The following is a 25,290-nucleotide window of genomic DNA, read 5'->3' on the forward strand; positions in this document are numbered from 1 at the left end:
TAAATAGGAGGAAATTTTTATGAAAAAGCATTTATTGTTATTGGGAACATTGATAATATCTCTTGCTGGCTGTTCGGCAACAGATGAGGCATCATCAGATACATTAGACTTAATTGTAGCACACAACCATACTTCGCTAGAAAATCCCTATGCATATGGAATGAATAAATTTGAAAAAGTCTTAGAAGATATTTCTGGTGGAAAGGTTCAAGTGACTGTGCACCATGGAACTCTTGGTGAAAACGAAAATGAACTTGTGGAAAAACTGCAAATGGGAGCAGTAGATATGGTAGTAGCATCTCCAGGATTTATGACTGCTATTGGTGTTCCCGAAGTGGATATGTTTTCTTTGTTATATTTATTCGACAGCTTTGATCATTGGGAAAAAAATGTAACCGGGGAATTTGGCACATTAATGAAAGATCTCATCGCAACAAAAACAGGAAACAACTTTAAAGTTATGGATTATTGGTCATCGTCAGTTAGAGATGTATACGCAAAGGTACCAGTCTATAAACCAGCAGATTTGGACGGACTTTCTATTAGAACTCAAAACTCCAAAGTGCAACAAGATTTATTTTCAGCTACGGGGGCAGTGCCAACACCGGTTGCGTGGAGCGAATTATATCAAGCACTACAGCAAAATGTAGTTGATGGAGCCGAAAATGATTATACTAATCTTATGTTAAAGGAGCATCATAAAACTACTAATGGAAAATACATAAGTGAAACACATCATGACTTTACAACTCGTTTATTGCTAATGAATGGTAATGCATATGATAAGTTATCGGCAGAACAACAAGCGTGGATAGAAGAAGCAATCGATCTAGCGACTCAAGAACATCTGTCCAAAACATTTTCTATGTTTGAAGAATCCAAGCAGCAAGTTATCGCTGATGGTGCAGTCGTTATTCCATTTGATGAAATTGATATTGCAGAATTCAAAGCGTTAGCAATTCCAATTCAGGACAAATTTGCAGCTGATAATGAAATGGAAGCATATCTTGAATTGATCAGAAAAACTTCTAATTAAAAATTGGGGCTTTTAAAGGAGGGGTATTGTGGAAAAAATGAAAAAAGCGGTTGAGGTGTTGGCCAAAATTCAAATTGGTTTGGGAGCTATATTTTTAATGATATTTTTGATTATAGTTGTGTGGCAAATGCTTACTAGAGCTCTTGGAATTACTGCGACTTGGACAGAAGAAGTTTCGATGTACTCATTTATATGGGCTGTGTTTATGGGAGCAAGTGCGATGGTCTTTGAAAAACGTCATTTTGCATTTACTTCTATAAGTGACATGCTTAAAAATCCAAAAGGCAAAGCGGTAATATCAGTAATCATTTCGATAATTATGCTAGTATTCACTTTGATCATGGTATATTATGGATATCAAGTGACAAAAATTTTCTGGAATTATACTTGGACTTTTTTTCCGGAACTAAAACGAGGACCTGTGTGGTCGTGTATTCCGATAGCGGGTATTACGTCATCGATATATTTAATCTATCACATTATTGTCGATGCGGCCATTCTAGTAAAGAAAGGAGAGTAGTTAATGGAAATTTTATTGGTGTTGTTGTTTATAATATTTGTTGCAATTGGGGTACCTATTTCCTTTGCACTTGGAATTACTTCTTTTATAGGTATTGCCTCGCTACCGGATATACCGAATACTGTGGTTTTTACAAAAATGTTTAATGGCTTAAATAGTTTTACCCTGCTGGCAGTTCCGTTATTTATATTGGCGGCAAACCTTATGAACGAGGGGGCTATTACTCATAAACTCATTAAGTGTTGTACTGCTTTGGTTGGGCATTTTAGAGGTGGATTAGCTTATGCTAACATATTAGTTTCTATGATTTTTGCTGGAATTTCGGGATCTTCTCAAGCAGATACCGCAGGGGTAGGCAAGGTGTTTATTCCTGCAATGGAGCAAGATGGCTATGACAAAGGTACTGCTGTAGGAGTTACAGCTGCGTCGTCGACGCTTGGATCTATAATTCCTCCGAGTATAACGATGGTAGTTTATGCGGGCATCGCAAATGTTAGCACGGGTGCTTTATTTATGACAGGAATTTTACCAGGCATTTTACTCGGTCTTGCTATGATGCTCGTCGTTTTTTATTATTCTAAAAGAAAAAATTTCCCAAAATGTGATAAAGTACCTAGGTTTGAAGTGTTAAAGTTAACTTTCGAATCTCTACCAGCTCTACTTACGCCTATAATTTTAATTGGAGGGATAGTTTCTGGCTGGTTTACACCTACCGAGGCTGCAGCTTTTGCTTGTATATATGCTTTATTTGTAGGCATCTTTTTCTATAGAACAATTAAACTTGCAGCACTTCCTAGAATTTTAATCGAGACCATGAAGCTATCATCTCTTTCATTATTCTCTTTGGCAACAGCAAATGCATTGGGAGAATTACTAAGTTACTATCGCCTAAACACATATGTTCAAGAAATTTTTGCTGGTATGACTGGTGGAAAACTTATATTCTTGCTTGTAGTTGTTGTGTTCTTTATGTTTGTTGGAACATTTATGGATTCGGTTCCGGCTATGATTTTATTTGTACCTATTATTCTTCCGTCTGCGACAGCTTTGGGAATTAGCCCGATTATTTTGGGGCTGATAGTAGTTACAACATTATCATTAGGATTAGTAACACCTCCATATGGGCTGTGTTTGCTTATTGCGTCATCTATTAGTGGAATAACTATAGAAGAGTCTTTTAAAGGTACGCTACCATATTTTTTATCATCTATAGTTGTATTGTTAATGCTAGTTCTTTTTACGGATCTATGGTTAATTATTCCAAAAGCACTATTTCCGGCTGTTTTTTAGTTTGTGCAAAAAAGCGGGGGTCAATTTTCGGTACATAATAATCTTGATTATGCTATACTCATACCTTGACGTTTGTTGCTAATGACATTATATTGAAAGTTGCATTAGATTAAGCGATTATGTAAAATATAGGAGGGTATTATGACTGAAAAAGAAAAGGCCGTGGCGGGGCTGCTATATAACGCTAATTATGACCAAGAACTGATTGACCACAGGATTGTGTGTAAAGATTTATGTCATCAACTTAATGTGGCATTGCCATCGGATATCGAAGCCCAAAGAGAACTGTTTCCCAAAATTGTAGGTAGCGTTGGTAAAGATTTTTTTGTTACAACTCCTTTTCAGTGTGATTATGGCTACAATATTTTTATTGGAGATAACTTCTATAGCAACCATAATTTGATAATTCTCGATTGTGCTAAAGTCACTATTGGCAACCATGTGTTTATTGCCCCTAACTGTTGCATCTCCGCAGCGGGGCATCCTCTAGATTTTGAAAATCGCAATATAGGGCTGGAGTTTGCGTATCCGATCACTATCGAAGACAATGTTTGGATCGGTGCTAACGTTACTATTTTGCCCGGCGTTACAATTGGCAAAAATTCTGTAATAGGAGCGGGTAGTGTAGTATCGAGAAGCATTCCAGCTGATAGCATTGCAGTAGGAGTTCCGTGCCGTAGAATTAAGGCTGTCCCAACTGCATAAAAAAATCCCCTCCATTATTAGAGGGGAATAAAACTAAACTTCCATTATAATCGGCAATACCATAGGGCTTCGCTTAGTTTTTTGCCATACAAAATCTCTCAGGTCATCACGAACATGAGTCTTGATAAGCATCCAATCTGTAATTTGATTGCGCTCACATTTATCTAACGTTTTTCTAACCACATTTCTGGCCTGGTCCATCAAATTTTCGGCTTCTCTCACATACACAAATCCACGTGAAATAATATCGGGACCCGCAACAACTCTTCCAGTGTCGTCTAATGTCATGACGGCTATCAACAACCCATCTTCTGACAAATGTTTTCTGTCTCGTAAAACGATATTTCCTACATCTCCAACACCCAGTCCATCCACTAATACTTGTCCAGATGGCACGGTGCCTGTAACTTTTATCGATGTTTTATCAAGCTCTAGTACATCGCCTATAGCTAATATTGGAATGTTCTCTTTTTTGATGCCCATATTTATTGCAGTGTTTGCATGTGCTTGCAAATGCCTATACTCTCCGTGGACAGGAACAAAGTATTTTGGCTTAATTAAAGCTATCATCAACTTTTGCTCTTCTTGTGCTGCGTGTCCAGACACATGAGTATCATCTTTGATTACAATAGCTCCTTTTTTTGTCAAATCATTAATCACATTAGATACGGTCTTTTCGTTTCCTGGAATCGGCGTTGCGCTAAGGATTACAACATCGCCAGGCTTTATATCAACTTGTCTATGTTCCGACTTTGACATGCGAGATAACGCCGCCATAGGTTCACCCTGAGAACCAGTCATAATAATTACAACCTTATCATCTGTATATCGTTTTAAATCATTTACCTCTATAAGCGTATTTTTTGGAATATCCAAGTATCCGAGCTCGCTTGCTATCTTTACGACATTAACCATGCTTCGGCCCATAACGTTTACTTTTCGTTTGGTTTCGCCTGCTGCATTGATAATTTGCTGAACCCTATCTACGTTTGATGCAAAAGTGGCCACCATTATTCGTCTATCTTTATACTTACTAAATACTTCTGATAATGTTTCACCCACCACTCTTTCAGACTGAGTATACCCAGGTCGTTCTGAATTTGTACTATCAGAGAGCAATGCTAGTACACCTTTTTGTCCTAGTTCTGCCAATCTGTGTAAATTCACAACTTTTCCTCTAATAGGCGTATAGTCTATTTTAAAGTCTCCTGTGTGGATAATGGTTCCGACTGGTGTCCATATCGAAAGCATTACAGAATCTGTTATACTATGATTCGAATTGATAAACTCAACTTTAAAGCTATTTCCAAATTTGATCGTTTCGCCATTTTGGATAACCACTCTGGTTGTTGTATCCATAAGCCCGTGCTCTATCAATTTATTTTCTATAAGTGCAGTTGTTAAACTAGTTCCATAAATTGGTATATTTACATCCCGCAGTATATATGGCAAACCTCCAATGTGATCTTCGTGCCCATGCGTTATTATAAATGCGCGTATTTTATCAATATTTTTTACCAAATACGTTGTATCTGGTATTACTAAATCTATTCCTAACATTTCGTTTCCCGGAAAAGCAAGTCCGCAGTCTACAACAATGATGTCGTTTTCATATTCAAACACTGTCATGTTTTTGCCGACTTCGCCCAGCCCACCTAACGAAATAATTTTTAATTTTGGTTTTGCTTGTTTAGGTCTCAAAATTTTACCTCCTGAATATTTTTTCCGCCCCGTAATATAAAGATGAGACCATTATAATTCTTTATCACCGAGATGTCAATTAACTTCAATGTCATATTCATCACTTTCCATTAGGATTAGTGTAATTTGCTGAAATTCATCTTCGTTCTCTATTAAAGAATACACTAAATTATCATCCTTATCTTTAGCCTCCTTTAAAATTGTCGCTTCATCGTCTTCATCAACAACTAACAGATATTTATTGTCATTAAACACTGTACTATCAACAATTTCAAATAAGATTTCTTCGCCGGTATCTTCATCATAAAATATTATTTTTTCCAATTTCTTTACCTCTATTTGCATCTAAATAATTTTGTAGAATTATTACGGCCGCAACTTTGTCGATCACTTTGCTTCGTTTTTTTCGACTTAGATCAGCTTCTAATAATACATTCGTTGCTGCTACGGTACTAAGGCGTTCATCCCATAATACTACCGGTATTTGCAATCGATTTTTAAGCTTTGTCTGAAAAAGAATAGTTTCTTCAACGCGCTTCCCAGACGTGTTGTTCATATTTTTTGGCAACCCTAATACTATTTTGCCAACTTCTTGTTCCTTGCATATTTTTTCTAACTCATTTATTGTTGCTTTTATATTAGATGGATCTTTTCTTCTTATGATAGAAACTGGATTTGCTATTATAAAAAATGGATCACTTATTGCAACACCAGTTGTATTTGTTCCAAAATCAAGGCCCATTATTTTCAACAGTTATCACCCAAATAAAAGGCAACTAATTCTTCTAAAATTTCGTCGCGTTCTATTTTTCTGATTTTGGTTCGAGCGCCATTGTGGCTAGTTATATACGTAGGGTCTCCTGACATAATATAACCTACTATTTGATTTATAGGATTATATCCTCTAGATTTTAAATCTGCATATACTTCAGTCAATGTTTCTCGTATAGAAATTTGTTCTGGCATACTAAGCTTAAATTGCATAGTCTCATTTAAGTTACTCATTCAACTGCACGTCCTTCCAATATATTATTCGCTATTTTTGTTATTTTAATAAGTTGGGTAGTCAAATTTTTGCCATTGCTTACTTCTACTCGCATATAATTGCTTGTAAATCCTGTGTTATCACTTTCTAGCAATACAATAACTTCCTTACCTAGCATACTTTCCAAAATTTTATTTCTATTACTTTGAGTCACCTCTTTTAATCGCTGCGATCTTTCATCTTTAATTACTGAGTCAACTTGTCCTGTCATCTTTGCAGCTGGAGTTCCCTCACGCATAGAATATGGAAAAATATGCACATCTAAAAATCCTATCTTTTTTACAAACTCAAGAGTCTCTAAAAATTCATCTTCTGTCTCTTGCGGAAATCCCACAATGATATCAGTAGTGAGTTCTACTTCTGGTAGAGCAGCTCGTAATAAATTTATACTTTCTAAATACATAGCGGTTGTATATTTTCGATTCATTCTTTTTAATACAGAATCCGATCCGCTTTGTAATGATAAGTGAAAATGGTTGCACACCTTTGGAGTTGTTTTTAACATATCTATAAATGTATCATCAATTATAGTAGGTTCTATAGAGCTAAGTCTAATGCGCTCTATGCCCTCAATCTCAGCTATTTTTTTGATGATTGATATTAAATTTGTATTTTTTAAGTCTTTTCCATAAGATGCTACATGAATACCGGCTAACACAATTTCCTTAAAGCCGGCATCTTTTAATCGTATAACTTCTTCGATAACATTATTTTCCTTCCTACTTCTAATCTTCCCTCTTACATAAGGAATAATACAATAACTACAATAATTGTTGCAACCTTCCTGGATTTTTAAATATGCTCGAGTTTTGGAACTGGTATTTGATATTTCCAGTTCTTCAAATTCCGTGACTTCCATGATATCGCAGACAAAATTTTTTGCTATTTTATCTTGCATAAAGTTTTTGACTAATTCTACAACGGCGCCGCGGTTGTCGGTACCTACAACAATGTCAATTTCGCTAACTTCCGATCTAATTTTATTTTTGGCAATCTGAGCATAACAACCCATCGCCACAAGTACGCTATCGGGATTTATCTTTTTAGTTCGCCTAAGCATTTGTCGACATTTTCGATCGCTTAAATGTGTAACAGTACAGGTATTTACGAGATACACATCAGCAAACTCATTAAAGTTTACCAATCTATATCCTTCTTTAATAAATTTTTCAATCACTGCGTCAGTATCATATTGATTTACCTTGCACCCCAAAGTGTATGCTGCAACAGTTTTTTTCATCATACTTTTCAAATTTTCCTCCACATGCTCAATATTCTCTGTCGAGCATTAGTTTTTTTCATCATACTTTTCAAATTTTCCTCCACATGCTCAATATTCTCTGTCGAGCATTTTTATTTATTAATATCAAACTGACTAACAGCTACAGTCGTAATAAATTTAGGTGTAACAATTTTCGATGCTGCAGCTGTATTATCAGTTTATTCAGCATCGGCGACAATCTTAGGTGCCATAGTTTCGGCCGCGTTATCAGTTGATTCTTTTTGATTTAGCGCTTGAATATCTTTTAAACTATAAATAGCTTTTTCTTCATATATTTCGTTAATCTCTCTTTTTCTTTTGTCGAGCATAGTTTCTTCAACTTCTTCTTCAACATTTTCTTCTGATGTACCAATGGTTTTGGCAAAGATAGGCTGAATAAGATGTGAGCTAGCATAACACATAATTCCAGGAATCATAAGCAACATTGGAGGTACAACTAATATGACGATTGCAGAAATGATTGTCATACACAACAATAAAAAGCTTGTAATTAAGTGTTTGTTGGTAAGGACAAAAGAGAGTACAAAGGTATTCTTGATGCTCATATGAAATCTAGACAGGATTGCAAAGGTATAAGTGCTAAACAAAATAACTTCGATGCAGAAAAACAATACAAATCCAGAGTATAGCATAAACGCAAACCCTTCAAAAGTTGGACTTAATAGAGATATAAAATATAGAACAGCGCTAGCCCAAACTATCAAAAGAATTATTGTGATTGGCAGTGATTGTTTAAAATTTTGCTTGTAACTCTTAACAAAATCTCGATATATATAAGGGTCTTCTTTTCTTATCTTTTTGCCATATACATAAAATAAGGCACTAGCAGAAGTACCTATAGTGACAATCGGAATGCATCCGACTACAAACATAATAGACAACAGCATAAAGTCGGCAAGCTCATTCCCAATTTTATAAAGCGGCCCATCCAAGTCAAAAATTTTCATGTTATTCCCCCCCTAAAAATCTTTTTTCTATAGATTATAACCTAAAAAACAATAAAGTAAAAGACTTTTTTCAAAATCTCTTAATTATTGTTACACTTTTATTTAAATTTCATGTGTAGTCTATCAAAGTCCAAGCTGAAATCTTAAATTATTTTGACTTGTAATTTTAGTAAGTTCTGGTTACAATAACACTATTAAATTTATAAAGGGAGGTTTTTATGGAAAATACTGATCTGACAGTTTTATCAAAACACATAGCAGCCGCTAATAGAATCGATCAAGATCTTTTCGACAAATATGAAGTGCGCCGCGGACTGAGACGTCCAGATGGGACCGGGGTCCTAGTGGGTCTAACTCATATAGGAAATGTTCATTCATATATCATCGATGAAGGTGAAATTGTTCCTGTTCCTGGATTGCTAACCTACAGAGGTATCGATATGAAAACGCTTTGTAGTAATGCAGTAAATACTAATCGAATGGGTTTTGAGGAAACTGCCTTCTTGCTACTGTTTGGGCATTTGCCTACCGAAGAGGAGCTTGCAAATTATAACGTGCTATTAGGTGAGCGTCGAATACTAGACCATAACTTTATAAAGTCTTATATATTGGATAATCCTAGCCCTAGTATTATGAATGCAATGGCAAGAAGTGTTTTGGCATTATATACTTTTGATGACGACGCCGAAGATAATAGCATAGAAAATGTTTTGCGTCAAAGTCTTGAATTGATCGCAGCTTTTCCTACTATGATGGTGTATGCGTATCAAGCATATAATCACTACTATAAGCAAAAAAGTCTTTTCATTCATTCACCAAATCCAAAACTTAGTACAGCTGAAAATATTTTGTATATGTTACGCCCCGACAAATCATTTACAAAATTAGAAGCAACTCTTCTTGATCTGGCATTAATAATTCACGCAGAACACGGAGGCGGTAATAATTCGACCTTTGCAGCCCACCTAATCACTTCGGCACACACAGACACGTATTCGGTAATAGCTGCAGCGCTAGGCTCACTCAAAGGAATTCGACACGGCGGTGCCAGCATAAAGGCTCTAGAAATGTTTGAATGTATTAAAGAGTCTGTAACTAACTGGGATAACGATGAAGAAATTAAAGCTTTCCTTAGAAAAATCCTCAATAAAGAAGCGTTTGATAAATCTGGTCTTATCTATGGAATAGGTCATGCAATTTATATAATTTCTGATCCGCGCGCTGTTATTTTAAAAACTTATGCTGAAAAACTAGCAATAGAAAAAGGTTGCGAAGACCAGTTTCAACTGCTTGCTAAAATAGAAGAATTAGCACCGGTAGTTTTAACCGAATCTAAAGATTCATTTACAAAACCTTGCGCAAACGTTGACTTTTATTCTGGATTTGTATATGGAATGTTAAATATTCCTAAAGAATTATTTTTGCCTCTATTTGCAGTCTCAAGAATTGTTGGGTGGAGCGCTCATAGGTTGGAAGAAATAGTAAACACAGGGAAAATTATTCGACCTGCATATAAAAATGTAGAGAGACGTCACGACTATATACCAATAAACGAAAGATGATTCTCGCCTCCTTTTTTGGAGGCATATGCGGCACAAATCATTGTAAAGGAGAATGCTATGAAAAATTATAAATTTCGATATCTAGAAAAGCTTTCTGAGTTATATCCCAACATTGCTCTTGCAGCGACAGAAATTATTAATCTGAAAGCAATATTAAATTTGCCTAAAGGTACAGAACATTTTGTATCCGATTTACATGGTGAACACGAAGCTTTTTTTCATGTGCTTAAAAATGGGTCAGGCTCCGTTAGAATAAAAATTGATGAAATCTTTGGATACACCCTTTCTAATGCGGACAAACGAGATTTAGCAACACTGATATACTATCCGCGTGAAAAAATGAAGCATTTGCTTTCGCACATTGAGAACGTTGAGGACAAACACGAATGGTATAAACTCACGCTTTTTCGATTAATTAGCCTCTGTAAAGCTGTTAGTAGCAAATACACTCGCTCCAAAGTTCGTAAAGCTTTGCCTCCAGAATTTTTATATGTGATAGAAGAGCTTATTACAGAAACTATTGATTCGGCGGACAAAACCATTTACTATAATGTAATTTTAGATACTATCATCGATACCAAACGTGCCGAGGCATTTATCAGTGCGATGTGTAAACTCATTAAGCGGCTGGTTGTAGATCATCTGCATATTGTTGGAGATATATATGATAGAGGATCAGGGCCGCATCATATAATGGATCGATTGCTATCGTATCATTCGTTAGACATCCAGTGGGGTAATCACGATGTGGTGTGGATGGGAGCTGCTGCAGGGCAACATGCGTGCATTGCCAACGTAATTAGATTCTGCGCACGATACGGCAACTTGGATATCCTAAAAGAAGGATACGGAATCAACCTATTGCCACTCGCCAGCTATGCGATGCATTACTATAAAGATGATCCGTGCGATTGTTTTAAGCTAAAAACAGATCTAAACAATGATCGAGAAGATACCATCAATTTGCAAATGCATAAAGCCATTTCTATACTCCAATTTAAGCTAGAGGGAAATCTGATTCAAAAATATCCGCAGTTTGAGCTAGATAATCGAAACTTATTACATCGTATTGATTATGAACATAGTTCTATTACTATAGACGGCAAGGTCTATGCTATCAAAGACACATATTTTCCAACAGTCGATCGCGATGATCCTTACAAGCTTACTATAGAAGAGGAGATTATTATGCATAAGTTGGAGCAGTCGTTTCTTCATAGTGATAAATTGCAAAGTCACGTAAACCTATTGCTTTCCAATGGTGGTTTATACAAAGTATATAACAACAATCTGCTCTATCATGGATGCATATTATTAGATGAAGAAGGCAACATTAGGTCAATCAAGTGGGGAAAACAAGAATTTTCTGGTCGTGACTGGTATGAATTTCTCGATTCTTATATTAGAAAAGGTTTCTGCTCGCCTAATGATGAAGAGCGTAAACTGGGCAAAGATATTATGTGGTACGTATGGCTTCATCCAAATTCTCCTTTATTTGGAAAAGATAAAATGGCAACATTCGAACGTTATTTGATCGACGACCAAGAAGCTCATATAGAATGCAAAAATCCATACTATAGATACTACGAAACCGAAGCTGTAATAGACAATATTCTTCAAAGCTTTGGCCTCAATCCCAACTATTCTCGAATTATTAATGGACACGTGCCGGTAAAAGTTAAAGAAGGTGAAAGTCCTATCAAATGTAATGGCAAATTGATTGTAATTGATGGAGGTTTTGCGAAGGCATATCAACATGAGACCGGCATCGCAGGTTACACACTTATATACAATAGTCGAGGAATAATTCTAGCGGCGCACGAACCATTTACTACAACCGAAAATGCTATTCTCACTGGCAGTGATATCTACTCTCAAAATATTAATGTAGTTATTAATAGTACGCGTCAACTTGTTCAAAATACCGATGATGGCATAAAAATTAAAGAGAGCATTGCGGAACTTAATGACTTATTAGATGCGTATAGAAATGGTTCTCTTACCGAAAAATATTAAACTATTTATTTTCTAGAACAACGTTTGTGTTTAAAAAAATTTGATTTTTTTTCATTTTTATCGCTTATATACTAAAAATGGTAATATTTGGTTGACGCAATTGATAAATATTACTATAATTGCTCTGTAAATATAAAAATAAGGAGGGTTATAGTTATGAATTCTAATCAAAAAAAAGAGAGATCAACAACTTGGAATTTGAAGAGATTAAAAAGTGAATTAGTCTTTAAGCTTTTGCTAGGAGTATTTATTGGTATAGCGCTAGGACTAGTGGCAAATGAAACGGTGATGAATTTTATCGTTGTAATTAAAGACCTACTCGGACAAATTATCTTCTTTACTGTACCACTAATCATTTTAGGATTTGTTGCACCATCTATTGCCGAACTCAAATCTGGAGCTACTAAACTTTTGGGTTTTGCAGTAGGTATTGCCTATTTGTCTACGCTAGGAGCGGCAACGTTTAGTATGATCTGTGGTTACATATTGGTACCATTATTAAATATTCAAAATTCTGTGGAAGGGTTGCGAGAGCTTCCATTGCCAATCTTTTCATTACAAATCACTCCAATAATGTCTGTTATGAGTGCGCTTGTATTATCGCTGATGCTAGGCTTAGCTGTTTCGGCGACAAAGTCAACCACATTCGAAACACTTTTAAATGAATTTAGAAATATAGTTCTCAAAATAGTAAGTAACTTGATCTTGCCAATACTTCCATTCTTTATCGGAACAACATTTATGTCGCTTGCATATGAAGGATCTATTACCAAACATTTACCAATATTCATCATTGCCATAATCATTGTAATAATAGGGCACTTTATTTGGCTGATAGCTCTATATTTCATTGCTGGCAAATACGCAAAAGTAAATCCAAAGGAAGTATACAAATATTATGCGCCGGCATACTTTACTGCGGTAGGAACTATGTCTTCTGCGGCAACAATGCCTGTCGCGTTAACTTGTGCGAAAAAATCTCCAGTTCTTCATAAAGATAGTGTTGAGTTTGGTATTCCGTTGTTTGCTAATATTCATCTTTGCGGATCTGTACTAACAGAAGTATTTTTCGTTATGACTGTCTCACAAGTTTTGTATGGGCAGCTACCAGGTGTTGGCGAAATGATTGTGTTTGTTGTATTGCTAGGAGTATTTGGAATTGGTGCTCCGGGTGTTCCTGGTGGCACAGTTATGGCATCGCTGGGGCTTATAACCGGTGTGTTAGGATTTGATGCAGAAGGGACGGCACTTATGATGACAATCTTTGCCTTGCAAGATAGCTTTGGAACCGCTTGTAATGTAACAGGAGATGGGGCATTAACTCTGATTCTTTCAAAATTTACACGCAAAATCACCGCCGATTAACAAAAAAATGGGGACTCAAATAGGGTCCCTGTTTAATTTACACGCAAAATCACCGTCGATTAACAAAAAAATGGGGACTCAAATAGGGTCCCTGTTTAATTTACACGCAAAATCACCGCCGATTAACAAAAAAATGGGGACTCAAATAGGGTCCCTGTTTAATTTACACGCAAAATCACCGCCGATTAACAAAAAAATGGGGATTCAAATAGGGTCCCTGTTTAATTTACACGCAAAATCACCGCCGATTAACAAAAAAAATGGGGACTCAAATAGGGCCCCTGTTTAATTTGCCACCTCTGCAATTGTAAATGTATTCTTACCATTTTCTTTAGAAACATATACAGCTTGATCAGCTTTTTCAAATAGTACTTCATACGAATCGGTAGCATCAGAAACTAGAGCAACCCCAATACTCGCCGTAATTCTAACTTTAACGTCTTTGCCAGTGTATGTAGTATCAATCATTTCTCCAATTTTTATACACTTTTCCTCGATATCTATTTCTGTATTCTCAGCTTTCATAAAAACTATAAACTCATCTCCGCCAAACCTTCCCACAATATCGTTTTCTCTAAATATAGATTTCAATTTATTGGCAGATTCTTTTATTGCAATGTCACCTGTACTGTGGCTAATCTTATCATTAACATTTTTAAAATTGTCGAGATCAATTATAAACAATATACCTTTTCTATTATTTTGCAAGTAATGTGTAATCAACTTAATAGTGGCAGTTTTATTGTATAAACCGGTAAAAGCATCTCTTTCGGCCATATTTAAAAGGCTATTTTCTCTTTCCTTTTCATCATTAATATCAATGATACTCATAACAGCAATAAACTGATTGCCAATAATTCGTTTATTAATATGAATCATAGCACGCACCCAACTATAATTATTGCTCATAATTTCATTTCTATATTCTATTTCATAAATATCTATACCATTTTCATAAATCTTGGTCATATAATTTGGTGAACATCGTTCGATGACTTTTTTTCTGTCTGGCTCATAAACCTTCAATGATAGTTCGTTTTCTACTAATTCGGAATAAGATTTATCAAAATAATTTGGCGTTAAAATATTGTTATTCATATAAAAATTAATACTATCTTGGTTTAAATCCACTTCTATTACTGTAATCGATCGGCCAAGCAATAGCTTTTTATACATCTCTTTTTTGTCCAGCTCTTGTTCTAGAAACATTTTTTGATTATCCAGTAAGTTAAATTTTAGAAATAATCCAATTCCACCACATATAATTCCAAAAATACATACTCCTAATGTAATATGCGCTACTGCCAACATTACATCATATACAGCAATATTAAATTTTAAAGCATTAATAATCAAAAAGGTTAAAATACTAATTTCTACAGTTAAAATATTATTTGAGAAACTGCACAAGTATTTTGTCTTAATTTTTCTGATATATAAAAAGTAAACAATATTCACTAAGCTAGCCATTCCCAATGTTGTGGTTATTATAGCTATGTAAATATTTTGTTCTCCTATTGATGGAGGACTATAATATGCGTAAGTGAAAGTAACTACCCCCACCATAGTTGTGTGAAAACTGATAAAGTGTATAGGAAGTATAAGTCCAAATATCGCTTTATTAATTTTTTTATCGTTTACTATCCAAAATACTTCTATCAAACTTACTACTGTGACTACAACATACATTTGCCAAGTTGATAGAACGTCATAATTACTCATTAATACATACCCAATAATAGTATTTAAAAGGGGTACTCCATACTTAATCCATATATTTTGCGGGATGTTTACCAACACAATGTTTAACATTTTAAAAAATATAACAGAATTTATAAATATTACAATAGATAATAAATATATCATAAAACCTCCTATAAAAATGCATTTTTTTAAATATAGAATACCATAATTTTACTTATTTGTAAATAAATAATTCTGTTGACAACATAATTGATAGTAAATATAATGTTAAAATAATATTTTGCATATATAACATTAAGGAGGCTTTTTAATGGATACCAATCGGTTATCTCACAAATTTACACCAATGAATTTATTTATGTATTCTCTACCCACCATCATAATGATGATATTCAATTCTACATACGGAATTATTGACGGGTTGTTTGTTGCTAACTTCGTCGGCGAAAATGCACTTGCGGGGTCAAATATTTCGTTCCCAATTTTGCTAGTTGCAATTGCAGTGGGGATGATGATGGCAACAGGGTCAAATGCGCTTGTCGGAAAATTTTTGGGAGAGGGCAAAACTCAAGAGGCCAAAGAACTGCTATCTGTAATCTACATCGTTGCAATTATCTTTGGAGTCGTTGCGTCAACGCTTATTATAATGTTTGCTGATCCATTGCTTTCGATGATGGGTGCCAACGAAGTTCTCTTGCCATATGCTAGAGAATATTTATTATATTTGACGCCATGTATGACTTCGGCACTTCTACAATCTTTCACACAGTGCTTTTTGATTACTGCGGGAAAGCCTAAAATAGGATTTATTGCTTGTACAATTGGCGGAGTTGCAAACATCATATTAGATTATCTCTTAATTGTAAAGTTTGATATGGGTCTGCCTGGTGCCGCGCTCGCAACAGGAATAGGAATCTCTATATCTGGAATCTTTGGATTATTCTATTTTACTTTCTGCCGCAAAGGAACCCTCTATTTTGTAAAGCCAAAATGGCATCTCAAAACGCTTTTTCAGTGCTTCTACAACGGCATGAGCGAATTTGTAAGCTGCATCTCTGGGGCAATCACTTCTGTAGTCTTCAATATCATTATGATATCTGTTGCAGGCGAAAACGGCGTTGCGGGAATCACCGTAATTATGTATGTGAGCAGTATACTGTCATCTGTATACTTTGGCTATGCGATGGGCGTATCTCCAGTAATTAGCTACAAATTTGGTGCGCAAGATCATGCTCAACTTCAATTAGTCAATGCTACAAGCAAAAAAGTTATTGCGGTAATTTCGATACTTGCACTGACAATGTCTATTATCTTTGCGCCTGCCGCAGTTGGAATATTTATTTCACCAGAGAGCGCCACCTTCGCATTAACAGTAGAGGGCTTTAGAATCTATGCAACTGCTTTTCTATTTATAGGATTTAACGTATTTGTTTCGGCAATGTTCACTGCTCTATCAAACGGAATGATTTCGGCTATCGTTTCTATTGCTCGAACTTTGGTATTTATTTTGCTAGCGCTCTTGACATTGCCGTTTATATTTGGTATTAATGGAGTATGGATTGCCATTCCTGTTGCAGAAGCGCTCGGGTTGATCGTTTCTATCGTATGTTATAAGAAGTATCAACCGGTATATAACTACTAAAAAAAGGAGCCCATTATGAATAATACTAAAGCCAAAATATTATCGGTATTCTACGAATTGATAGCAGAACAGGGCTACGAAAAAACTTCTACTAGCCAAATTTGTGCATTAGTAGGAGTAAAAAAGCCTACATTATATTATTACTTCAATACAAAAGAAGAGTTGCTTATCGAATTTTCAAAGAACATCTTGATCGAGACAATTGTTCCGCCGCCCGAATGTATACCTGCTGGCATTTCAAAATCAGAATACGAAGAATACTTATATACGCTGGGGCTGAATTATATAAATTTTCTGATCCAAGATAAAAAATCGAGGCAGGTTTTGGCGGAAATTAAGATTTTGGAAAAGCGAATTCCAGCTCTTAAAGAAACAATAGCAAATATTTTTGATACCATATATGTTGCTTGGATCGAATTCATTACAATGGGCAAGCAATTAGATGCGATAGATTCCAGGCTCGACTCCAACATTCTTGGTATCCTTATAGGCACTATTTTCGAAGGAATCGATAACCAAATTTTATACTATTTCGAAGAAGTCACTGCAGATGAGATTATACAGTCTTGGAGACAATTTGTAGATCTAATACTAAAAAAATAGATAATGCTAGCTGTTGTAATGATGGCTAGTACTTTTTTTACTCTTTTTTAAAAAAACTATTGACAATATACCGACTGGTATATATAATATATTATATACTGATTAGTACAGAAAATAAAAGAGGGGGATTTTATAATGCAAGATAATAAGCTAGCACAGACATTTATACCAATGAATTTAATTTTATACTCAATACCGACAATAATCATGATGGTTCTAAATTCTACATACGGAATTATTGACGGACTATTTATTTCAAATTTTGTCGGAGAAGATGCATTGGCCGCAACCAACATTGCGTTTCCCGTTATACTCATTGCAATTGCCATTGGTCTAATGATGGCAACAGGAGCTAATGCCATTATCGGAAAGTTGCTGGGCGAAAGAAAAGAGCATCAAGCCCGCGAGTTGCTATCGTTTATATACATCGTCGCAATATTAGCGAGTGTCACTATAAGTACAATTATTCTCGTATTTGCAGATGAATTTTTGACGCTTATAGGTGCCAATGCGGCATTGCTTCCGCTCGCAAAAGAATATCTAGTTGCAGCAGCGCCGTTTCTCACCTTTATACTACTTCAAATTTTTACACAAATCTTTTTGGTAACTGCAGGCAAACCGATAATTGGATTTGCAGCATGTCTGATTGGAGGCATCACCAATATAGTTTTAGATTATGTTTTAATCGTATCGTTTGACTTAGGTCTAACGGGTGCCGCGTTAGCAACTGGTACCGGATATTCTGTTGGCGGAATCTTTGGATTTTTATACTTTCTTATATGCAGACGAGGATCCTTATATTTTGTAAAGCCAAGATGGAATTTTAGGCAACTTGCTCATAGTCTGTATAACGGGATGAGTGAATTTGTAAGTTCCACTTCGGGCGCAATCACCACTGTGTTATTCAATATCATTATGATGCAAATAGCTGGCGAAAGCGGTGTTGCTGGCATCACAGTTATTATGTACGTAAGCACAATCTTATCAGCAATGTACATGGGCTATTCGATGGGAGTTTCGCCAGTCATCAGCTATAAATTTGGTGCACAAGCGCATGAGCAACTCCAACTTATAAATAAAACCAGCAAGAAGGTTATTGCAGTGATATCCATCGTAACAGTCGTGTTATCAATTATTTTTGCAGAAGCGGCAGTGGGCATATTTATCTCTCCCGAAAGCGCAACGTTTGCCCTAACTGTACATGGATTCAGAATTTACGCAATTGCCTTCTTATTTATGGGATTCAATGTATTCATCTCTGCAATGTTCACGGCGTTATCAAACGGTCGAATATCTGCAATAGTCTCTGTGTCTCGCACATTGGTTTTTATTGTAACAGCTCTGGTAACGCTTCCGTTTATATTTGGGATCAACGGAGTATGGGTTGCTGTACCCGTAGCTGAAGCACTTGGTATTATAGTATCGCTGATTTATTTCAAGAAGTATAAAAGAGTCTACAACTATTAAGCAAGATTGGTTGAATGATAAAAAGCTAAGAGTAGTTCATTATGTGAGCTACTCTTTTTTTGCGTCAGAAGTTGCGATAAGTTTTGCAGATGTATTAGTGAATATTGCCTTGAATAGTGTATCGAATGTAGTATATAATCGTTATCTATTTAACTTTGCCTAGGGAGTGAACCTATTGAAGATAAACGAAATTGTTGAACAAAATTATGATAAATTGTTATTGCATTACCAATAGGCTTAGCCAAAAAACAGCAGGCACGATGCTGTATGGAAGCTTTTGTGCTTTATGCCACATTCCAATATTTTTTAAATGCTATTTTAACTCACTGGGGATCGACGTTTGGGGTTGATTTTTCTGCAGCAGTGGGGGGCTCTAGCGGTTTAACAACTATTGCGGGCATCAAAACATTGGATATGGGGATGATTGGTGCTCTACTTATTTCTGGCATCGTGGTATTTATACATAATAAATTTTTTGATGTAAAATTACCTGATTGGTTGGGGATTTTTAATGGCGCAGCCTTTATTGTAATCATAGGATTTTTCATATTGCTTCCGGTTGCCCTAGTGGCTGCGTTTATTTGGCCCACTATTCAGCATGGAATGGTAATATTTCAAAATTTTATTGCCGGAACTGGATATGTTGGTGTTTGGGTATTTGTGTTCTTAGAGCGTCTATTGATACCTTTTGGATTGCACCATTTGTTGGCGTTTCCCTTTTATTATGACTCCGCAGTTATTGCAGGAGGTGTTAAAGCAGCTTGGATTGCTATGTTACCAGAATTGGCTGCGAGTACCGAACCATTAAAAGATTTAGCCCCATTTGCGTGGCCACAACTTTTAGGCTTGTCGAAAGTATTTGGTTGCACAGGTATTGCATTAGCGCTATATAAAACTGCCAAACCCGAAAAGAAAACCAAGGTTGCAGGTCTATTAATCCCCATCACTCTAACTGCAGTATTAGCTGGAATTACAGAGCCAATCGAATTCACTTTCTTATTCATTGCGCCTCTATTATTTGTAGTTCACGCAATTTTGGCGGCAACCCTAGCCACTGTTGCTAACATGTTTGGCGTTGTTGGATATTTATCAGGTGGCTTAATTGAAACAGCTGCGACAAATTTTATCCCCTTAATGAAAAATCATTGGCCAACGTATCTAACCTTACTTATCATAGGATTAATTTTTGTAGCAATCTACTATTTTGTATTCACATTTTTAATATTGAAGTTTGATTTTAAAACTCCGGGCCGTGAAGATGACGACGATATTGTGTTTAAAACTAAAGCAGAATATAGAGAAAAGCAATCTAACGGAAAAGCTGCAATCATTACGGATTCAGATATGGCTCTTCAATTTTTGGAGGGGTTGGGTGGTAAGGATAATATTACAGATGTAACTAATTGCGTAACGCGGCTGCGAGTCAATGTTAAAGACGGTGCGCTCGTACAAAGCGATGCCTATTTTAGAGCTGCAGGTGCGCATGGATTGGTTCATAAAGATAAGAGTATTCAGGTAATTGTTGGTTTAAATGTTACAGCTGTGCGAGATGAATTTGAACAATTGCTATAATGTTGAAAGGGAGGGTGAGCCCATGATAACTTGACATTAATTATTTGCTTATCAGACAGTGTTGCGTCATTTAAATTTTAAATATTAAAGGAGAGAATTAAGATGGAAAAGAAATATGCTATTACAATTGCAGGTGGCGGAAGTACTTTTACCCCAGGAATTTGCTTGCTATTATTAACTCACATGGATCGCTTTCCGGTACGAAAAATTATGTTTTATGATAATAACGCAAAGAGACAGGAGGTTATAGCAAAAGCTTGTCAAATATATCTTCGTGAAAACGCACCCGAGGTTGAATTTGGATATACCACCGACCCAGAAACCGCTTTTACAGATATCGACTTTGTGATGTGCCATATACGTGTTGGGCTATACGCAATGCGAGAACATGACGAAAAAATTCCATTAAAATATGGTGTTCTGGGGCAAGAAACTTGTGGACCTGGTGGAATTGCATATGGAATGCGTTCGATTGGCGGAGTTCTAGAAGTATTAGACTACATGGAAAAATATTCCCCAGATGCTTATATGCTAAACTATTCCAATCCAGCTGCCATTGTCGCAGAAGCCACACGAAGACTACGTCCAAACTCCAAAATACTTAATATTTGCGATATGCCTATTGGTCTCGAAGAAAAGATGGCTCGCATGGTTGGGCTAAAATCACGCAAGGAGCTTAATATTAACTATTATGGCTTAAATCACTTCGGCTGGTGGCATCAAATAGAGGATAAAGACGGCAATGATTTAATGCCACAAATTAGAGAACAGATTAAAACTTATGGATTTGCCAAGGCAGCTCTTGACATGAATCCAAATGCTGAGCCAAGTTGGGTAGATACGTTTACCAAAGCAAAAGACGTCTATGCACTCGATCCCGATACAATTCCCAATACGTATTTAAAATATTATTTGTTCCCAGACTATGTTGTGGAGCATTCTAATCCAGAAATTACACGTGCTAACGAAGTTATGAATCATCGTGAAAAAAATGTGTTTACGTTATGCCAATCAATTATAGATAAAAACACGAGTGAGGGAAGTGGATTTAAGGCAGATGCGCATGCAGAATATATTGTGGACCTTGCTTGTGCTATTGCAAAGAACACCAAAGAAAAGATGTTGCTTATAGTACCAAACGAGGGTGCGATAGAAAACTTCGACAGAACTGCGATGGTAGAGATTCCATGTATCGTGGGTAAAAATGGCTACGAAAGAGTTGTTCAAGGTGCTATTCCTCAGTTCCAAAAAGGGTTAATGGAACAGCAAGTGTCTGTAGAAAAGCTTACCGTGGCGGCCTGGATCGAAGGAAGCTACCAAAAGCTGTGGCAAGCAATAACCCTATCAAAAACTGTTCCAAGCGCACGAATTGCAAAGCTGATTTTAGACGACTTCATAGAAGTGAATAAAGGGTATTGGCCAGAGTTAAAATAAAAAATCAAATAATCTAAAATTTGGAGTAGCATATAACATGTGCTACTTTTTTTGTTGAATTTACCTTTTTTTTATGCTACAATGCTATCAATACTAAATAAGTTACTATATTTTAGTAATTTTATTTACATATTGTATAAATGAAGAAGGTGAAGAAGGTGCTACAACAATTATATACCAAAAACTACAACAACTTAAACGAGAACGATTTATACATTTGGAAATATATTTCACAAAACAGGAAACGATGCGAAACTCTTTCTATTGACGATTTAAGCAAATGTTGCAATGTATCAAAAACTACAATATTAAGATTTTGTAAACGGTTGGGTCTTAAAGGTTATTCAGAATTCAAATTTTATCTATGCATCGACAATAAACATCTAAACACCAAAAGCAAAACTAGAGATGGTATCAAAAAGTTATATCTAGATTATATTGATCAGTTAGAAAAAGATGGTTTCGATAAACTCATTGCAGCGATTGAGGATGCCTCAAATATTTACATCTATGGCAGAAGCGCTCTGTCCAAAAATATAGTGCGGGAATGGCAACATGCTTTCTTGGCAATAAATAAACTACTATATGGAATTACAACATCGGGCCACACAGATCACTACGTAGAAAATATCAATGCCAACGATGTTGTTATTATCATTTCTTTTTCTGGAGAAACAACAGAGACAATAAACTTTGTAACAAAACTAAAACTTAAAAGAGTCAAACTTGTGGCTCTTACGTTAAACAACAACAACACATTATTATCGTTGGCAGATATATCTTATACAGTGGACACTTTCGCCTTGAATGCTGCATCAGATATAGTATATAATTGTGTTGCGAGCTATTTTATATTTTTAGATTTCCTAATCAGCGCTTTTATAGACAAAATGTATCCAGAGGGTGAACTAATTGAAGATAAATGAAATTGTAGAACAAAACTATGATAAACTAACTGAAGACGATTTGCTAATATGGAGATATATCGAAGACAATAAACTGCAGTGCCAATCTATGTCAATTCAATCATTATCTAAAATTTGCAATGTATCAAATAGTAAAATTACACAGTTTTCAAAAAAGCTGGGTCTCAAAGGATTTGGAGAACTAAAACTTTTACTAAAATGGAACAAAGATTCTCACACCCACTTTGATAACAATATTATTCACAATTCTTTTGCAGAAGCGGGTAATACTCTTAAATTCTATGAAGCGGCAGATCTTGATGCAGTGATGGAACGCCTATATCAAGCTCAAAATATATACTTATATTCCACTGGCGAAAGCCAAAATTTGGTATGTCGACAGCTGCAATATTCTTTTTCATATTTAAAAAAACGAATGTATTTAATTCAAGGTGCATCAGAGTTGCCCATGGTCTTAAACCATATTTGCGAAAGCGATTTATTTATTATAATTTCATTGTCTGGTAACAATATCGCTCTGTTGCCACTCTTAGAAAAATTAAATAGCCGAAGCGTATCTACGGTAGGTATATCTCTGGATAATGATAACGTATTAAAGAAGTATTGCACGTTTTTTTTAGGATACCAAGCTAGCGTACATGCAAATTTTATATATGGAGCTACCTATTCTGAATTTTTACATTTCTATATAATAGCCGCTACATTATTTCTACGTTATGCTGAATATATTAGCAGTACACAGTGAAAAGTTACGCCTAATGCAATAAAGAATTTATCAATCGGACTTTCTTTCTAATTAAACTGATACCATTGCAATATATTAAATGTTTGTTATAATATAAATATGCATAGATAGTCAAACTATAGTTTAATTAATATGAGAGGGGCGATTGTATATATGAAACAGCAAATACAACGATTTGGAGGAGCAATGTTTACGCCAGTATTACTTTTTGCTTTTGCTGGTATATGCATTGGGTTAGGAACACTATTTACTACAGAAACTATCATGGGTTCGTTAGCGAGTAAAGATGGATTATGGTATCAATGTTGGAACGTAATAATGGAAGGTTCGTGGACGGTATTTAGGCAACTGCCATTATTATTTGTTATTGCGTTGCCAATCGGGTTAGCCAAAAAACAGCAAGCGCGATGCTGTATGGAAGCCTTCGTTCTTTATGCTACGTTCCAATACTTTTTAAACGCTATCTTAACTCAATGGGGTCCAACATTTGGAGTAGACTTTACAGCTGCGGTAGGTGGCTCAAGCGGCTTAGCAAATGTTGCGGGCATCAAAACACTAGATATGGGAATGATCGGAGCATTACTTATTTCTGGTATAGTAGTATTTATACACAACAGATGCTTTGATATAAAATTACCTGATTGGATTGGCATTTTTAATGGTCCTGCGTTGATTGTAATGATTGGGTTTTTTGTATTAATTCCTGTTGCTGTATTAACTGCATTTGTTTGGCCAACTATTCAAGACGGAATGATAGTGTTTCAAAATGTTGTTTCTAATACAGGATATATTGGTGTTTGGATATTTATTTTCTTAGAGCGTCTATTGATTCCGTTTGGATTACACCATTTGTTAGTATTTCCATTCTTCTATGACTCGGCTCTTGTTGCAGGAGGAGTTCAAGCAACTTGGATGAATATGTTGCCTGAAATGGCTGCAAGCACAGAGTCTCTAAAAGATTTAGCTCCATTTGCTTGGCCACAGCTTACCGGATTGTCAAAAATATTTGGCTGCACTGGTATAGCACTCGCTTTATATAAAACTGCAAAACCTGAAAAGAAAGCAAAGGTTGCAGGTTTGTTGATTCCTATTACGCTAACAGCTATATTGTGTGGTGTAACAGAGCCTATTGAATTTACGTTCCTATTCGTTGCTCCGTTGCTGTTTGTAGTTCACGCGTTTTTAGCGGCAACGTTATCCACAGTTGCTAACATATTTGGCGTTGTGGGCTCTATGTCAGGCGGTTTAATCGAAATCTCAGCTACGAATTTCATTCCGCTAATGAAAAATCATTGGCCAACGTATCTAACTTTACTTATAATTGGAATAATTTTTACGGTAATCTACTACTTTGTATTTAAGTTTTTGATCTTAAAATTTGACTTTAAAACTCCTGGTCGTGAAGATGATGAAGATATCACATTTAGAACTAAGGCAGAATATAGAGAAATGCAAGCTAACGAAAAATCTAAGCCTGCCAAAACTTCAGATATGGCCGCACAATTTTTAGAAGGCCTAGGCGGAAAAGACAATATTGCCGACGTCACCAACTGTGTAACTAGACTACGAGTAAATGTCAAAGATGGTTCGCTAGTGCAAAATGACGCTTTCTTTAAATCTGCAGGTGCGCACGGATTGGTTCAAAAAGATAAGAGTGTTCAGATTATTGTTGGGTTAACTGTTGCCTCTGTGAGAGACGATTTCGAACAATTATTATAACCTACAAGG

The 25,290-nt window shown here is 35.8% G+C and carries 22 protein-coding genes; 15 read left to right on the forward strand and 7 right to left on the reverse strand.

Annotated features, from left to right (window positions below):
- The first annotated feature begins 19 nt into the window (after positions 1 to 19).
- The 4 genes from PCY70_RS06635 to PCY70_RS06650 all read left to right on the forward strand — a co-directional run bounded on the left by PCY70_RS06635 (position 20) and on the right by PCY70_RS06650 (position 3,551).
- On the forward strand, positions 20 to 1,036 hold the full coding sequence (locus PCY70_RS06635) for a TRAP transporter substrate-binding protein (RefSeq protein ID WP_305768907.1): 1,017 nt from the start codon (positions 20 to 22) through the stop codon (positions 1,034 to 1,036).
- A 37-nt stretch (positions 1,037 to 1,073) separates the two neighbouring features.
- Positions 1,074 to 1,556: a TRAP transporter small permease gene (locus tag PCY70_RS06640; RefSeq protein WP_305768949.1), complete on the forward strand. Its 483-nt coding sequence runs from the start codon at positions 1,074 to 1,076 to the stop codon at positions 1,554 to 1,556.
- A gap of 3 nt (positions 1,557 to 1,559) precedes the next feature.
- On the forward strand, positions 1,560 to 2,846 hold the full coding sequence (locus PCY70_RS06645) for a TRAP transporter large permease (RefSeq protein WP_305768908.1): 1,287 nt from the start codon (positions 1,560 to 1,562) through the stop codon (positions 2,844 to 2,846).
- Between the two features lie 141 nt (positions 2,847 to 2,987).
- Positions 2,988 to 3,551 (forward strand): sugar O-acetyltransferase, encoded by a 564-nt coding sequence (locus PCY70_RS06650; protein WP_305768909.1) that lies wholly within the window; start codon positions 2,988 to 2,990, stop codon positions 3,549 to 3,551.
- A 33-nt stretch (positions 3,552 to 3,584) separates the two neighbouring features.
- On the opposite strand, the gene PCY70_RS06655 is transcribed toward PCY70_RS06650, so the two are convergent.
- The 6 genes from PCY70_RS06655 to PCY70_RS06680 all read right to left on the reverse strand — a co-directional run bounded on the left by PCY70_RS06655 (position 3,585) and on the right by PCY70_RS06680 (position 8,526).
- The gene (locus PCY70_RS06655; RefSeq protein ID WP_305768910.1) at positions 3,585 to 5,252 is read right to left on the reverse strand and encodes a ribonuclease J; all 1,668 of its coding nucleotides are present in this window, start codon (positions 5,250 to 5,252) and stop codon (positions 3,585 to 3,587) included.
- Between the two features lie 75 nt (positions 5,253 to 5,327).
- Positions 5,328 to 5,576, reverse strand: coding sequence for a DUF1292 domain-containing protein (locus PCY70_RS06660; RefSeq protein ID WP_305768911.1), 249 nt, complete (start codon positions 5,574 to 5,576; stop codon positions 5,328 to 5,330).
- Entirely contained in the window at positions 5,554 to 5,994 is a 441-nt protein-coding gene (gene ruvX / locus PCY70_RS06665) for a Holliday junction resolvase RuvX (protein WP_305768950.1), read from the reverse strand. The genes PCY70_RS06660 and ruvX overlap by 23 nt, the downstream gene beginning before the upstream one ends.
- A 5-nt stretch (positions 5,995 to 5,999) precedes the next feature.
- A complete protein-coding gene (locus tag PCY70_RS06670; RefSeq protein WP_305768912.1) occupies positions 6,000 to 6,257 on the reverse strand; it encodes an IreB family regulatory phosphoprotein in 258 nt (85 codons plus the stop codon).
- Positions 6,254 to 7,540 (reverse strand): tRNA (N(6)-L-threonylcarbamoyladenosine(37)-C(2))-methylthiotransferase MtaB, encoded by a 1,287-nt coding sequence (mtaB, locus tag PCY70_RS06675; RefSeq protein WP_305768951.1) that lies wholly within the window; start codon positions 7,538 to 7,540, stop codon positions 6,254 to 6,256. The genes PCY70_RS06670 and mtaB overlap by 4 nt, the downstream gene beginning before the upstream one ends.
- Before the next feature lie 197 nt (positions 7,541 to 7,737).
- Positions 7,738 to 8,526 (reverse strand): YesL family protein, encoded by a 789-nt coding sequence (locus tag PCY70_RS06680; RefSeq protein WP_305768913.1) that lies wholly within the window; start codon positions 8,524 to 8,526, stop codon positions 7,738 to 7,740.
- A 218-nt stretch (positions 8,527 to 8,744) separates the two neighbouring features.
- On the opposite strand from PCY70_RS06680, the gene PCY70_RS06685 reads away from it, so the two are divergent.
- The 3 genes from PCY70_RS06685 to PCY70_RS06695 all read left to right on the forward strand — a co-directional run bounded on the left by PCY70_RS06685 (position 8,745) and on the right by PCY70_RS06695 (position 13,469).
- Positions 8,745 to 10,088: a citrate/2-methylcitrate synthase gene (locus tag PCY70_RS06685; RefSeq protein ID WP_305768914.1), complete on the forward strand. Its 1,344-nt coding sequence runs from the start codon at positions 8,745 to 8,747 to the stop codon at positions 10,086 to 10,088.
- Positions 10,089 to 10,145: 57 nt separating this feature from the next.
- On the forward strand, positions 10,146 to 12,104 hold the full coding sequence (locus PCY70_RS06690) for a fructose-1,6-bisphosphatase (RefSeq protein ID WP_305768915.1): 1,959 nt from the start codon (positions 10,146 to 10,148) through the stop codon (positions 12,102 to 12,104).
- A gap of 156 nt (positions 12,105 to 12,260) precedes the next feature.
- A complete protein-coding gene (locus tag PCY70_RS06695) occupies positions 12,261 to 13,469 on the forward strand; it encodes a dicarboxylate/amino acid:cation symporter (protein WP_330697051.1) in 1,209 nt (402 codons plus the stop codon).
- A gap of 285 nt (positions 13,470 to 13,754) precedes the next feature.
- Here PCY70_RS06695 and PCY70_RS06700 read toward each other — a convergent pair whose 3' ends face one another.
- On the reverse strand, positions 13,755 to 15,335 hold the full coding sequence (locus PCY70_RS06700) for a GGDEF domain-containing protein (protein ID WP_305768916.1): 1,581 nt from the start codon (positions 15,333 to 15,335) through the stop codon (positions 13,755 to 13,757).
- 148 nt (positions 15,336 to 15,483) lie between these two features.
- On the opposite strand from PCY70_RS06700, the gene PCY70_RS06705 reads away from it, so the two are divergent.
- The 8 genes from PCY70_RS06705 to PCY70_RS06740 all read left to right on the forward strand — a co-directional run bounded on the left by PCY70_RS06705 (position 15,484) and on the right by PCY70_RS06740 (position 25,281).
- Positions 15,484 to 16,815 (forward strand): MATE family efflux transporter, encoded by a 1,332-nt coding sequence (locus PCY70_RS06705; RefSeq protein WP_305768917.1) that lies wholly within the window; start codon positions 15,484 to 15,486, stop codon positions 16,813 to 16,815.
- A 15-nt stretch (positions 16,816 to 16,830) separates the two neighbouring features.
- Positions 16,831 to 17,418, forward strand: coding sequence for a TetR/AcrR family transcriptional regulator (locus PCY70_RS06710; RefSeq protein ID WP_305768918.1), 588 nt, complete (start codon positions 16,831 to 16,833; stop codon positions 17,416 to 17,418).
- A 135-nt stretch (positions 17,419 to 17,553) separates the two neighbouring features.
- A complete protein-coding gene (locus tag PCY70_RS06715) occupies positions 17,554 to 18,885 on the forward strand; it encodes an MATE family efflux transporter (protein WP_305768919.1) in 1,332 nt (443 codons plus the stop codon).
- Positions 18,886 to 19,104: 219 nt separating this feature from the next.
- The gene (locus tag PCY70_RS06720; RefSeq protein ID WP_305768953.1) at positions 19,105 to 20,457 is read left to right on the forward strand and encodes an alpha-glucoside-specific PTS transporter subunit IIBC; all 1,353 of its coding nucleotides are present in this window, start codon (positions 19,105 to 19,107) and stop codon (positions 20,455 to 20,457) included.
- 102 nt (positions 20,458 to 20,559) lie between these two features.
- Complete coding sequence (locus PCY70_RS06725; RefSeq protein ID WP_305768920.1) at positions 20,560 to 21,891, forward strand: 6-phospho-alpha-glucosidase; 1,332 nt, start codon at positions 20,560 to 20,562, stop codon at positions 21,889 to 21,891.
- Between the two features lie 158 nt (positions 21,892 to 22,049).
- Positions 22,050 to 22,817 (forward strand): MurR/RpiR family transcriptional regulator, encoded by a 768-nt coding sequence (locus PCY70_RS06730; RefSeq protein ID WP_305768921.1) that lies wholly within the window; start codon positions 22,050 to 22,052, stop codon positions 22,815 to 22,817.
- Positions 22,804 to 23,562, forward strand: coding sequence for a MurR/RpiR family transcriptional regulator (locus tag PCY70_RS06735; RefSeq protein ID WP_305768922.1), 759 nt, complete (start codon positions 22,804 to 22,806; stop codon positions 23,560 to 23,562). The genes PCY70_RS06730 and PCY70_RS06735 overlap by 14 nt, the downstream gene beginning before the upstream one ends.
- A 153-nt stretch (positions 23,563 to 23,715) precedes the next feature.
- Positions 23,716 to 25,281, forward strand: a complete 1,566-nt coding sequence (locus PCY70_RS06740) for an alpha-glucoside-specific PTS transporter subunit IIBC (protein WP_305768923.1) — start codon at positions 23,716 to 23,718, stop codon at positions 25,279 to 25,281.
- Positions 25,282 to 25,290 lie beyond the last annotated feature (9 nt).

This window comes from Candidatus Epulonipiscium viviparus (assembly GCF_030708075.1).
GTDB classification, from domain to species: Bacteria; Bacillota; Clostridia; order Lachnospirales; family Cellulosilyticaceae; genus Epulonipiscioides; species Epulonipiscioides viviparus.

Excerpts from the sequence above, each read along its gene's own strand:
- PCY70_RS06635 (WP_305768907.1), top strand. The coding sequence starts at position 20 with ATGAAAAAGCATTTATTGTTATTGGGAACATTGATAATATCTCTTGCT.
- PCY70_RS06640 (WP_305768949.1), top strand. The coding sequence starts at position 1,074 with ATGAAAAAAGCGGTTGAGGTGTTGGCCAAAATTCAAATTGGTTTGGGA.
- PCY70_RS06645 (WP_305768908.1), top strand. The coding sequence starts at position 1,560 with ATGGAAATTTTATTGGTGTTGTTGTTTATAATATTTGTTGCAATTGGG.
- PCY70_RS06650 (WP_305768909.1), top strand. The coding sequence starts at position 2,988 with ATGACTGAAAAAGAAAAGGCCGTGGCGGGGCTGCTATATAACGCTAAT.
- ruvX (WP_305768950.1), bottom strand. The coding sequence starts at position 5,994 with ATGGGCCTTGATTTTGGAACAAATACAACTGGTGTTGCAATAAGTGAT.
- PCY70_RS06670 (WP_305768912.1), bottom strand. The coding sequence starts at position 6,257 with ATGAGTAACTTAAATGAGACTATGCAATTTAAGCTTAGTATGCCAGAA.
- mtaB (WP_305768951.1), bottom strand. The coding sequence starts at position 7,540 with ATGATGAAAAAAACTGTTGCAGCATACACTTTGGGGTGCAAGGTAAAT.
- PCY70_RS06680 (WP_305768913.1), bottom strand. The coding sequence starts at position 8,526 with ATGAAAATTTTTGACTTGGATGGGCCGCTTTATAAAATTGGGAATGAG.
- PCY70_RS06685 (WP_305768914.1), top strand. The coding sequence starts at position 8,745 with ATGGAAAATACTGATCTGACAGTTTTATCAAAACACATAGCAGCCGCT.
- PCY70_RS06690 (WP_305768915.1), top strand. The coding sequence starts at position 10,146 with ATGAAAAATTATAAATTTCGATATCTAGAAAAGCTTTCTGAGTTATAT.
- PCY70_RS06695 (WP_330697051.1), top strand. The coding sequence starts at position 12,261 with ATGAATTCTAATCAAAAAAAAGAGAGATCAACAACTTGGAATTTGAAG.
- PCY70_RS06700 (WP_305768916.1), bottom strand. The coding sequence starts at position 15,335 with ATGATATATTTATTATCTATTGTAATATTTATAAATTCTGTTATATTT.
- PCY70_RS06705 (WP_305768917.1), top strand. The coding sequence starts at position 15,484 with ATGGATACCAATCGGTTATCTCACAAATTTACACCAATGAATTTATTT.
- PCY70_RS06710 (WP_305768918.1), top strand. The coding sequence starts at position 16,831 with ATGAATAATACTAAAGCCAAAATATTATCGGTATTCTACGAATTGATA.
- PCY70_RS06715 (WP_305768919.1), top strand. The coding sequence starts at position 17,554 with ATGCAAGATAATAAGCTAGCACAGACATTTATACCAATGAATTTAATT.
- PCY70_RS06725 (WP_305768920.1), top strand. The coding sequence starts at position 20,560 with ATGGAAAAGAAATATGCTATTACAATTGCAGGTGGCGGAAGTACTTTT.
- PCY70_RS06740 (WP_305768923.1), top strand. The coding sequence starts at position 23,716 with ATGAAACAGCAAATACAACGATTTGGAGGAGCAATGTTTACGCCAGTA.